The sequence below is a fragment of the Cyanobacteria bacterium QS_8_64_29 genome (assembly GCA_003022125.1).
Taxonomy (GTDB): Bacteria; Cyanobacteriota; Cyanobacteriia; order Cyanobacteriales; family Rubidibacteraceae; genus QS-8-64-29.
This window is the reverse complement of record PXQH01000064.1, coordinates 68,046-79,265: the sequence shown is the minus strand read 5'-3', so window position 1 is coordinate 79,265 and position 11,220 is coordinate 68,046. Positions and strand designations below refer to the sequence as shown.

The 11,220-nt window shown below is 64.8% G+C and carries 11 protein-coding genes and 1 tRNA gene; 9 read left to right on the top strand and 3 right to left on the bottom strand.

Features of this window, described 5'->3' with window-relative positions; genetic code table 11:
* Nucleotides 1–304: 304 nt before the first annotated feature.
* The gene (locus BRC58_10675; GenBank protein ID PSP16026.1) at nucleotides 305–1,684 is read left to right on the top strand and encodes a hypothetical protein; all 1,380 of its coding nucleotides are present in this window, start codon (nucleotides 305–307) and stop codon (nucleotides 1,682–1,684) included.
* On the opposite strand, the gene BRC58_10670 is transcribed toward BRC58_10675, so the two are convergent.
* Nucleotides 1,681–1,947: a glutaredoxin family protein gene (locus tag BRC58_10670; GenBank protein ID PSP16025.1), complete on the bottom strand. Its 267-nt coding sequence runs from the start codon at nucleotides 1,945–1,947 to the stop codon at nucleotides 1,681–1,683. The genes BRC58_10675 and BRC58_10670 overlap by 4 nt on opposite strands.
* A 237-nt stretch (nucleotides 1,948–2,184) precedes the next feature.
* On the opposite strand from BRC58_10670, the gene BRC58_10665 reads away from it, so the two are divergent.
* The 3 genes from BRC58_10665 (at nucleotide 2,185) to trxB (ending at nucleotide 5,691) form a co-directional block, all read left to right on the top strand.
* The gene (locus BRC58_10665) at nucleotides 2,185–2,910 is read left to right on the top strand and encodes a phosphoadenosine phosphosulfate reductase (GenBank protein PSP16024.1); all 726 of its coding nucleotides are present in this window, start codon (nucleotides 2,185–2,187) and stop codon (nucleotides 2,908–2,910) included.
* 35 nt (nucleotides 2,911–2,945) lie between these two features.
* Complete coding sequence (locus BRC58_10660; GenBank protein ID PSP16023.1) at nucleotides 2,946–4,232, top strand: exonuclease sbcCD subunit D; 1,287 nt, start codon at nucleotides 2,946–2,948, stop codon at nucleotides 4,230–4,232.
* Between the two features lie 61 nt (nucleotides 4,233–4,293).
* Nucleotides 4,294–5,691, top strand: coding sequence for a thioredoxin-disulfide reductase (gene trxB, locus BRC58_10655; GenBank protein PSP16022.1), 1,398 nt, complete (start codon nucleotides 4,294–4,296; stop codon nucleotides 5,689–5,691).
* Nucleotides 5,692–5,711: 20 nt separating this feature from the next.
* On the opposite strand, the gene BRC58_10650 is transcribed toward trxB, so the two are convergent.
* The gene (locus BRC58_10650; protein PSP16021.1) at nucleotides 5,712–6,275 is read right to left on the bottom strand and encodes a guanylate kinase; all 564 of its coding nucleotides are present in this window, start codon (nucleotides 6,273–6,275) and stop codon (nucleotides 5,712–5,714) included.
* Complete coding sequence (locus BRC58_10645) at nucleotides 6,268–6,537, bottom strand: hypothetical protein (protein PSP16020.1); 270 nt, start codon at nucleotides 6,535–6,537, stop codon at nucleotides 6,268–6,270. The genes BRC58_10650 and BRC58_10645 overlap by 8 nt, the downstream gene beginning before the upstream one ends.
* 239 nt (nucleotides 6,538–6,776) lie before the next feature.
* On the opposite strand from BRC58_10645, the gene BRC58_10640 reads away from it, so the two are divergent.
* The 5 genes from BRC58_10640 (at nucleotide 6,777) to BRC58_10620 (ending at nucleotide 11,203) form a co-directional block, all read left to right on the top strand.
* The gene (locus tag BRC58_10640; protein PSP16019.1) at nucleotides 6,777–8,513 is read left to right on the top strand and encodes a hypothetical protein; all 1,737 of its coding nucleotides are present in this window, start codon (nucleotides 6,777–6,779) and stop codon (nucleotides 8,511–8,513) included.
* Nucleotides 8,514–8,588: 75 nt separating this feature from the next.
* Nucleotides 8,589–8,661: transfer RNA gene (locus BRC58_10635), tRNA-Phe, on the top strand.
* 78 nt (nucleotides 8,662–8,739) lie between these two features.
* A complete protein-coding gene (locus BRC58_10630) occupies nucleotides 8,740–9,465 on the top strand; it encodes a hypothetical protein (GenBank protein PSP16018.1) in 726 nt (241 codons plus the stop codon).
* A gap of 503 nt (nucleotides 9,466–9,968) precedes the next feature.
* The gene (locus BRC58_10625; GenBank protein PSP16017.1) at nucleotides 9,969–10,754 is read left to right on the top strand and encodes a Zn-dependent hydrolase; all 786 of its coding nucleotides are present in this window, start codon (nucleotides 9,969–9,971) and stop codon (nucleotides 10,752–10,754) included.
* Nucleotides 10,751–11,203, top strand: a complete 453-nt coding sequence (locus BRC58_10620) for a hypothetical protein (protein PSP16016.1) — start codon at nucleotides 10,751–10,753, stop codon at nucleotides 11,201–11,203. Before BRC58_10625 ends, BRC58_10620 begins: the two co-directional genes overlap by 4 nt.
* Nucleotides 11,204–11,220: the final 17 nt, after the last annotated feature.

Genomic DNA, 11,220 nt, shown 5'->3' with positions numbered 1-11,220 from the left:
TTCTCGTGGCTTGTGCACTAGATTGCGATCTCTGGAACTCCCTCAATATGGGAGTCATGCTGTTTGGCAAGCGTGCATCTGCTGCTCAAATTGGTATAAGGGGGCAACCGGCTGGGCAGTACCAAGCGGTGGTGATATCTTAAGAGGCACCGGACTGAATCCAGCACTTCGAGCGGTTCGGACTGTGGTTGCCAGCTAGCTAACAGGCTGGCGACTGGGTCGTCTATCCAACAAAACGGTTGCCATCCCGTACGGTTATTTTGAGCTCGCCGAGCCTGCTGTTACCTAGCGTGCGAGTGCTGCCATGTTACTGCTAGCTGCGCCCAATCCCAATGCTGCCAATGGCGGTCAAGAAACCGCCCCCGCCTCGCAGTCCCCCCAACCAGCAAGCGAGCCATCTAGCAGCACGAGCGAACCGGCAACCGAGGTTGCAAGCACCTCAGCGGCAGAACAGCCGGCCAGCGAGCGCGGCGGCGCGAGCCTCAAAATCCAAATTGGCCTAGCTTTTTTTGCTTTTTTTCTGTTTGGGGCCAACGACGCGATCGTGGGCGTTCTTCTACCTAGCTTGCAGGGCTACTACAACGTCGATAAAGCAACGCTGGGCATCATCTTTATTAGCGGCTCGATCGGTTACTTGCTGGCCGTTTTCAATACGGGTTTTTTGGCTCCCAAGCTGGGCAACACGCGCGTCCTAGCGTTGGGGGCTGCTAGCTTTGCTTCAGGGGGACTGGCATTCGGTTTGCAACCGCCATTTTTTGCCATCGCCATTGCGCCGCTTTTGTTGGGATTTGGCGCCGCGATCGTTGAGGCTGGGCTAAACTCGCACCTGGCCAAGCTGCCGACCAAAACGGCCCTGCTCAACTACTTGCATGCGTTTTTTGGTCTGGGCGCGCTGATCGGACCGGTGGCCGCCTCCGGCATGCTATGGGCCGGTTGGGGCTGGAATAGCATCTACTTTTGGCTGGCCGGCATGACCCTGATCTTGCTGCCCGGGTTCTTGTGGGCGTTCCGAGCGGATCCCAGCGATGCGGGCGATGGTGCCGAAACTGACAGTGAGGGCGGGCGCAACCGCATTCGCCAAGCGTTGCAGTACCGCGTTGTTTGGTTGGTTGCGGTTTTCTTGCTGTTCTATGTAGGAACGGAGCTGACCCTGGGCAACTGGAGCTACAGCTTCCTGACCGAGGCCCGCAACGAGGATGGCTTCTTGGCCGGTTGGCTGGTGAGCGGCTACTGGTTGGGCCTGACCGTGGGCCGAGTCGTTCTGGCCAGGCTCTCAGCGCGCATTGGCGACAAATGGCTGATCCAGGGCGGTTTGCTAGGCACTGTAAGCGGGGTCGCTGTGCTGTGGAGCGCCCCCAACAGTGCTGTTGCGGGCATGGGGCTGCTGCTAACTGGCTTTAGCCTTAGCCCCATCCTGCCAACCGCAGTGGCATTCATGTCCAATCTCATCCCCACGCGCGTGCTAATGAGCGCCATTAGCCTGCTGGGCAGCCTCAGCAGCATTGGCAAGGCACTGTTCCCGTGGCTGGCCGGCAACTTGGCTGAGGGCATCGGGCTCGCGTTTTTGCCGCACTACGTCACCGTGCTCGTTGCCAGCATGGCGATTTTCTGGACGATTCTGACCCTCTGGGCCCAGCGCGCGCTGGCGAGCGAGCCGGCCGTCCAAGAAGCTTCAGAGGCCTAGTCTTGTGGCTGCTGCAACCGTTGCAGCCAGGCTTCCAAATGCCGGACGGATGCGCGCGGCGAAGGGCGCGGCAGGGGGGCTTCGCAGCCATCGCGCTGGCGGCATAGCACCGGAACCTCGTACTGGTAGGCTTCCCACCAGCGCTGGCAGGTGGTAATGTCGCGAACCTCGAGCTCCAGCGGAAGGGCCCGCACTTGAGCCAGTTTCTCCTGCAGGCCCTCGCAGAGATGGCAGCCGGGCTTGGTATACAAAATCAGGTGCAACTAGCGCCTTCTGGGACTGCTAATACCAATTCTCGTGGCTTGTGCACTAGATTGCGACTTCCAAAACTTCCTCAATATGGGAGTCATATTCTTTGAAAAGCGTGCATCCACTGCTCAAATTGGTATAAGGGCATGGTAGCGAGCGCTGCAAAAATCCGGTTCCCCGGTCGGGTTACGGGCCTTTATGGGCTACAATCTAGATTGGCCGTAACGTTTCAACCGCCGAGCAACGCCACTATGACTCAATCCGTCCGCACTAGCGCCAATTGGGACCACCTGGATCTGGCAGCACTCAATCAGCAGCTCGAGCAAGCCCATCCGCGCGACATTCTGGCTTGGGCCAGCGAGACCGTACCGACCGGTTTGGTGCAATCGAGCGCCTTTAACGCCGATGACATGGCCATCACGCACATGCTCTATCGCGAGCTGCAGCGGCCGGTGCCGGTGCTGTTTCTCGACACGCTCCACCACTTTGAGGAAACGCTGAGCTTTGTCGAGCGCACCCGAGAGGCCTACGGTCTGGACCTGCGCACTTACAAAAACCTCCATGCCAACTCGCGGGCCGAATTCGCGCAGCAGTACGGCGAAGCGCTGTGGGAGAGCGACGTTTCGCGCTTTCACGAGCTCACTAAGGTCGAACCTCTGCAGCGCGGGTTGAGCGAGTTGGGAACCCTGGCCTGGATTACCGGCCGCCGGCGCGATCAAGCGCCCACGCGAGCCAACATGCCTGTCCTAGAGCTCGACGATCGCGAGCGGCTCAAGATCAATCCCCTCGCGCGTTGGACCAGCCAAGACAGCTGGACCTACGTCATGAACAACGACGTTCTCTACAATCCGCTGCACGACCGCGGCTATCTCAGCATTGGCGACGAGCCGCTCACCACGCCGGTCAACCCGGGCGAGAGCGAGCGGGCCGGTCGCTGGCGCGGCCTGGGCAAAACCGAATGCGGCATCCATCTGTGAGCTAGCCTGCGCCCAGCGGCTCGCAAGCCCCCACCATGCCCAAAATCCTCCACCTGGCCGACGTGCATCTGGGAAGCGGCCTGAGCCACGGTCGCATCAACCCCGAGACCGGCCTCAATACCCGAATTGAGGATTTTACGGCTGCCCTGCGCAGCTGCGTCGATCGCGCGCTCGCCGAGCCCGTGGATCTGGTGTTGTTCGGCGGCGATGCCTTTCCCGACGCCACGCCACCCCCCCACGTACAGCAGGCCTTTGCCGGCGAGTTCCGGCGGCTGGTAGATGCCGGCATTCCGGCGGTGCTGTTGGTGGGCAACCACGATCAGTACGCCCAAGGCGGCGGGAGTGCCAGCCTGAGCCTCTACCGCACCTTGGGCATCCCCGGCGTGACGGTTGGCGACGCGATCGCCACGCACCGCCTGAGCACGCGCAGCGGCGACGTGCAGGTCATCACCTTGCCCTGGTTGACGCGCTCGGCCCTGCTAGCGCGCCCGGAAACCGAAGGCCTGTCGCTGCCCGAGGTCAACGAGCTGCTCGTGCAGCGCCTCAGGCCGGTTCTAGAGGCCGAGATTCGGCGCCTGCATCCCCAAGTGCCCGCGGTCCTGCTGGGCCACGTGATGGCCGATCGCGCCAGCCTGGGTGCCGAGCGTTTTTTGGCCGTCGGCAAGGGCTTTACGCTGCCGGTGGAGCTATTCGCCCGCCCCGAGCTCGACTACGTGGCGCTGGGGCACGTCCACTGCCACCAGAACCTCAACCCCAGCAACGATCCACCCATCATCTACCCCGGCAGCATCGAGCGCGTGGACTTTAGCGAGGAACGCGAGCGCAAAGGCTACGTGCTGCTGGAGCTGGAGAAAGGCCGCGCTGCTTGGGAATTTTGTCCGCTCTCGGCGCGCCCGTTTCGCACCATCGAGGTGGATGTCTCCGAATGCGAGGATCCGCAAGCGGCCCTGTTGGCAGCCATTGGCAAGCAGTCCATCGCCAATGCGGTGGTGCGGCTCAGCTACAAGCTGCGCCCCGAACAGCTGGAAGCGGTGGACAACGCAGCGCTGCACGAAGCCCTAGCCAGCGCCCACAGCCACACCATTCGCCCCCAACCCGTCAGCCAGCTTGCGCGCCCCCGCGTCCCCGAGCTGGGCGTGGGAACGAGCCTGGATCCGCTCGAGGCGCTCAAAACCTACGTTGCCAACCGCGACGACCTGCAAGACATCTCCCAGGAACTGCTGGCAGCGGCGCAAACCCTACTTGAAGGCGAGGCCGATGGCAGTGCTGCCGGAACCGATACCGCCGAGTCGCCGTCGCCAGGGCAACTGCCGCTGCTGTAAACGCCCGCCGGCAGCAGCCGCTATAATAATTTTTGCGAAGTCGTTATGAGTTTATTTCGGTATGGCAGGTGCGAACGCGGAGAATGTCGCCATTATTGGCTCCGGGCCAGCTGGCTACACGGCCGCCCTGTACGCGGGCCGGGCCAACCTCAAGCCCGTTATGTTCGAGGGCTACATGCTGCCGGGCGGGCAGCTGATGACAACCGATGAGGTGGAGAATTACCCGGGCTTCCCACAAGGAACCACCGGCCCCGAACTGATGGAAAACATGCGGGCGCAAGCGGCCCGCTGGGGCGCCGAATACTATACCGAAGACGTTACCTACGTCGATCTCAGCCAGCGCCCATTCCTCGTGCGCTCGCACGAACGCGAGTTCCGAGCCCACAGCATCATTATTGCCACCGGCGCTACGGCCAAGCGCTTGCACCTGCCATCTGAGGAGCAATTCTGGAGCAAAAGCATCTCGGCGTGCGCGACCTGCGATGGTGCCTCGCCGGTCTTTCAAAATGCCGAAATTGCAGTGGTTGGCGGTGGTGACTCGGCTGCCGAAGAGTCAGTCTTTTTGACCAAGTACGCCGCCCACGTCCACCTGCTGGTGCGGCGGGAAGCCATGCGCGCCAGCAAGACGCTGCAGGATCGCGTTTTCAACAATCCCAACATTACGGTCCACTGGAGCACGCAACCGGTCGATGTCTTCGGGAGCGGCAGCCAGCTCGAGGGCGTCCGGATCCGCAGCACGGTGACCGGTGAAGAGCGCGACATGCACGTGGGCGGGTTGTTCTACGCCATCGGCCATCGCCCCAATACCGCGCTGTTCGAGGGCCAGATCGAGCTGGACGAAACCGGGCACATCGTTACCAAGCCCGACTCGGTCGAGACCAGCGTTGAGGGGGTCTACGCCGCCGGTGACGTGCAGGATCGCGAGTTCCGCCAGGCCGTAACGGCGGCCGGGACGGGCTGCCAGGCTGCCATGCTAGCCGAGCGCTGGCTCTCGGCCAACCAGTTGGCGACCGAGTACCATCAGGGCGCTGCCCAATCAGCCCAGGCACCCCCCGAATCGCAGCCGTCCGAGGTGGGCCAAGAACCGGCTAACGACACCGCCGAGACCTTCGACATTGCCCAGACGCGCCATCGCGGCGGCTACGCCCTGCGCCGGCTGTTCCACGAGAGCGATCGCGTCATTATGGTCAAATACGTCTCGCCCAGCTGCGGCCTCTGCCGGCGCCTCTCGCCCATCCTGGACAAGGTCGTGGACGAGTTTGAGGGTCGGATCCACTTTGTCGAGGTCGATATTGCCGAGGATCCCGATATCGCCGAGGCAGCCCAAGTGGCCGGAACGCCCACCGTGCAGTTTTTTCGCGATCGGGAACTGCTCGAGCCGGTACTGCGCGGCGTCAAGCAAAAAAGCGAGTACCGCGAGGTGATCGAGCGCTACCTGCCAGCCGGGGTTAGCAGCTGAGCGCGGCAGGGGCAACCCTGCTAGCAGGGAGCGCCCTCAAAAATGGCGGTCTCGAGCTGGTGCAGGGCGTTCCCTAGGTCGTCGTTGGCGACTTGCCGGTCGAATTCGTCTTTGGCGGCGATTTCGGTGCGGGCGCGCGCCAAGCGGCGCTCGATGGCTGCTTCGTCGTCTTGGCCGCGGCAGCGCAGCCGCCGCTCGAGCTCTTGCCACGAAGGGGGCAGGATAAAAATGCGCAGCGCCTCGGGGAACTGCGCTCCCACATTGCGCGCCCCCTCAAGCTCGATTTCCAGTATGACGGAGCGACCGGCCTGAAGCGGCTCTTCCACCGAGGAGCGCGGCGTGCCGTAGTAATTGCCAGCATACTGAGCCCACTCGAGCAGCTCGCCCGCCCGAATCATGGCCTCAAACTGAGAGCGCGACAGAAAGTGATAGTCCCGCCCGTTGACCTCGCCTGCCCGCGCGGGGCGCGTCGTCGCCGATACCGATAGCTGGATCTCAGGATAGCGCTCGACTAGCGCGCGTGCCAGCGTGCCTTTGCCCACCCCGCTGGGACCGGTCAGCACGATCGGTCGGGCCCTAGCCATCGACGCCAGCACGCGAGCGATTGGTTTGAACGAAGCGGTGGGAGACGGTTTCGGGTTGTAGGGCAGACAGCACGATGTAGCCCGCGTCCGTGACGATGACGGCGCGCGTGCGGCGGCCGTAGGTGGCATCGACGAGCCGGTCGCCGTCTCGCGCCTCGGTAATGATGCGCTTGATGGGCGCTGACTCGGGGCTAACGATCGCCACGACCCGATTGGCCGCCACGATATTGCCAAACCCAATATTGATCAGCTGAATTGCCATGCCGTCTACCCTGCTCGGGATCGCCGAGCCCCATTCCGGCGTAGCATCACTTAATATGATAATAGCCGCCCGCCCACCCAACAATTGCTGCCAACGCGGACTGGCGCGATTTTGCCCCGTTTTGGTCGCTGACGGGCTGTCAAAGAACTTGCACGCGCCTTAAGCGATCGATATAATATAGCGCCTTTCAATCGGACTGCCGCCATGCAGCCGCTAGCCGCGGCTGCCGCGCGCAACGCATGCAACCGGTCGATCTGACAACGCTGCGGGCTGCGCTGGCCGAGCTCCAGGCCGAGTGGATCCCCGCTCGCTGCGAGGGCATCACGCAGCGCGATCGCGACACCCTGGTTTTGCGGCTTCGCACGCTGGCGCAACGCGGCAGCTTGACCCTGGCTTGGCACCCGCAGGCTGCCCGCCTTTGCCTGGGCGATCCCCCGGCGCGCGAGGCGGCGCGTTCGCTGTTGGGCGAGCGGCTGCGCCAGCAGCTCCCCGGACTGGCGCTACAGGCCATCGAGCCCCTCGATCCGTGGGAGCGCGTCGTCGATCTGCGGTTTGCCTACCGCCCGGCCGATCCCACGCTGTGGCACCTGTACGCCGAGGTCCTGGGCAAGCACAGCAACGCCATCCTGGCCGATGCCGAGGGCACGATTGCTGCCGTTGCGCGCCCGATCGGCGCCCAAGCCAGCGGCTACCGCGTGCTGCAAGCGGGCGAGCGCTACGAACCCCCGCCGCCGCTGCTGGCGGCTGCGCCCAGCTTGCAGGAGCCCTACGAGCGCTGGCGGGAGCGGGTAGGACTGGTCCCCGGGTCCATCCAGCGCCGGCTGCTGGCCAGCTATCGCGGCCTGAGCCCGGGGCTGGCGTCAGTCATGCTGGCCGTTGCCGGCGTCGACGCCCAGCAATCGAGCGCCGAGCTGAGCGAACAGGCGTGGCAGCGCCTGTTCCAAGCTTGGGGGCAGTGGCTGCGCGCGCTGGAAGCGGCGCAATTCGAGCCGGGCTGGACTGAGAGCGGCTACACCGTTTTGGGCTGGGCGGCGCTCGCGCCAGCAGCCGACGTACAAACCCTGCTGCACCAGTACTATACGGCGGCACTGGCCCGACAGGACTGCCAGCGCCTGCACCGCCAGCTGGCGCAAACGGTGGAGCGCTGGCAGCGCAAGCTGCGCCAGCGAATTGCCAACTACAGCGAGCGCCTGCAGCAAGCCCAAGCGGCCGAAACCGACCGCCAGCAAGCGGATCTGCTGATGGCCTACGCCCACGCGTGCCAGCCCGGGCAGAAGGCAGTAGCGCTGCCCGATTTCGAAACGGGCGACCCCGTGACGGTCGCGCTCGACCCTGACAAAACCATCGTCCAAAACGCCCAGCAGCTCTACCAGCGCCACCGCAAGCGCAAGCGCGCTCGCCAAGCCGTCGAACCCCTGCTAGCAGCGGCCCGGCAAGAGCTAGCCTACCTGGAGCGGGTTGGGACAACCCTGGCACAGTTGAGCTGCGATGGCCCCGAGCGGGACCTGACCGTGCTGGCAGAGATCCGCGAGGAACTCCACCAGCAACGCTACCTGCGCGCCAGCGCGTCCCGCTCGCAGCCGCACGAAGCCTCCCAGCCCGATTGCTACCGCACCCCCAGCGGCTTTGAAGTGCTGGTGGGCCGCAACAACCGCCAAAACGACCGGCTGGCTTTTTACACCGCCAGCGACTACGACCTGTGGTTCCACGCGCAGCAGGCACCGGGCAGCCACGTCTTGCTGCGCCTGCCGCCGGGAGCAGCCCCCGATGCCAGCGACTTGCAGTTTAGCGCCGATTTGGCCGCGCGCTACAGCCAAGGCGAGGACAGCGATCAGGTGCCGGTGGCTTGCACGCAGCCCCAACACTTGAACAAGCCCAAGGGGGCGCGTCCGGGCATGGTGGTCTATACCAACGAGCGCGCGCTCTGGGGCAATCCCCAACAAGCGCGCCACTATCGGCGCGCGGCGCCCGAGTAACCCTGCCGTGCGCTTGCCAAGCCGCCCCCAGTTTGTTAGCTTAGTTAGCCGGCAAGCCAGATGCCGAGTCAGCTTGCCGGGATAGCTCAGTCGGTAGAGCAGTGGATTGAAAATCCTCGTGTCGGCGGTTCGATTCCGCCTCCTGGCACGTTTTCAAAACGGATCTCGGCAGCCCTCCCTAGCGGAGGGCTAACTTTTAGCTAGAAGGCCGCTGCGAGGCGAGGCAATGCTAGCTCGGCCGCAATTCTGGGCGCCCGCTGCCAGCCAGCGCCACTGGCTGCGCGCTCGCCTGCAAGCTTGGGGCCGCGATCGCCTGCGGGATTTTCCCTGGCGCCGCACGCGCGATCCCTACGCCCTGCTGGTGGCAGAGTTCTTGCTGCAAAAAACGCAAGCACCCACCGTGGTCCCCTACTACCGGGCCATGCTGGCGCGCTACCCTACCCTGGCGGCGTTGGCCGCAGCCTCCGAGACCAGCGTTACCGAGTTGCTGGCGCCGCTAGGGCTGCGCGGGCGCGCCCGGCGATTGCACCAGGCAGCCGGGCAACTGCTGCGCGATCCCAGCTATGGCAGCCGGGTGCCGCGCCAGGAAGCGCAGTTGCGCCAGCTGCCGGGGGTGGGCCCCTACGTCGCTCGGGCCGTGCTGACCAATGCCTTCGAGCAACCCGTCGCCGTGCTCGATGCCAACGTCGCCCGTCTGCTGGAGCGTTTTTTTGGCATTTGCGGCCATCGGATCAAATCGCGCGATCGCTATCTGTGGGAGCTGGCCGAGCGCCTGACGCCAGCGGCCAATGCCCGCGTCTGGAACCTGACGCTGATCGATTTTGGGGCCCTGGTCTGCACGCCCCAAAAACCGCGTTGCGACTGCTGCCCGCTGCGGCGTTGCTGCCATTATGCTAGGCAGCAAGCCGCGTTGCCCCAACCCAGCGATGGTGCCTCCCGCAAGCGAGCCTAATGCAACGCTGCCCCCCATTGTGCCGGTCTGCCTGACGCTGCGGGTAGCCGCGCCCAACAAATCGCTGCTGCTGCGCGCCTACAGCGCCCAAGCCGATCCGGTGGCAGCGGCTGCCGAGGGCATGATCGCGCGGCTGGGTGGCGCCAGCGTCCGCCACGCCGCCGAAGCGGGCGAGCGCGACCGGCAGCTGTGGGTAGGCGCTCGCCTCCCGAGGCTATCCCGCATCGAGATCCGCCGCATCCGCGATGCCATCCGAGCGGCAGGCTGTTGGGTGGACTCGGTGCGCACCAACTACCGCATTGGGCCACCGCCCGGCGGGCTGAACCAGCGCCCCCGCCCCTGCCGCGGATGCTGCCACTACTACAGCCAGGGGCACGGCAATGCGGCGCTGGTGTGTGCCATGCACCCGTCCCAGCGAGGATCCGTGCCGGGACTGGGCGCCCCAGGGCTGATGGCGCCCGCTCGATGGGCTACCGTAGTTGGCAGCCCCCTCCCCAACGGCCATGCAACTGACTTACTACGGTGCCAACACCTGGTTCTTCGAGTTGGGCAATCGGCGGATTTTGGTCGACCCCTGGCTGGTGGATTCGCTGGTGTTTGGCAACCAGCGCTGGTTTTTTGAAGGCAAGCGCCGCCAAGCGCTCGAGCCCCCAGCCCGCATCGATGCCATCCTGCTCTCCCAGGGCTTGCCCGATCACGCCCACGAACCCACGCTGCGCCAGCTCGATAAAACCATTCCGGTGATTGCCTCGGCCAGTGCGGCCCGGCTCGCCCGCAAGTTGGGCTATGCCCAGGTCATCGAGCTGCGGCACGGGCAAACCACCACCCTCGCCGAGGGGGTTGAGATCCACGCCCTGCCAGGGGCCCCCATCGGCCCCATGAACCGAGAGAACGCCTTCGTGCTGCAAGCGCGCGCCAGCGGCCGCAAGCTCTACTACGAGCCCCACGGCTACCCACCCGCTGAAGCGCGCCCGTTCGCCCCGGTCGATGCGGCCATCTCGCCTACGGTCAACCTGGAGCTGCCCCTAGCGGGTCCCATCATCCGCGGCGAGGCCAGCGCCCCCCAGCTCGTGCAGTGGTTGCACCCACAGTACCTGCTGCCCACCGCCGCCGGCGGCGACATTGACTACAGCGGCGCGATCGCCGCCCTGCTGCGCACTCGCAGCAGCTTGGAGGCACTTCGGTCGTGGCTGGCGCAGCAAGGGTTCTCCACTCAGGTGCTCGAGCCCCAACCGGGCGAGCCGGTGGCGCTCGCGGCCAGCAGCCAGGGTGCTGCTTCGGGATCATGAGCGCCCAGGCCTCCCCAACCGAACGGGCGGCGCTCGATGCCCGACGCGAGCGCGTGATCGCCACCCTGGGGCGCGAGCTGCCCTACCTGTTCCAGCGCGATATCAGCTACGAGCTCTACACCTGGAACATCTGGTTCCAGGATCCGGTCAATACGTTTCAGTACAAGTTCAACTACCGCCTCATCTTCTGGACGCTGCGCTTTCACGCGCGGCTGTTTTTCCGCGCGATCGCCTTTGAGCTCCACGCCATCTGGGTCGAGGCGCCGCAGCTCATCCAAGCCAGCTGGACGGTACGCGGGACGCCGCGCTTGCCCTGGCCGGCTCAAGTTTGCTTTAGCGGTCGCTCCAGCTACAAGCTCGACCGGCACGGGCGCATCTACGCCCACATCGATACCTGGGACCGCTCCCCGCGCGCCGTCCTGAAGCAGTTTTTGCCCGCCGCTCGCTAGCGTCCCACCCCACGGCT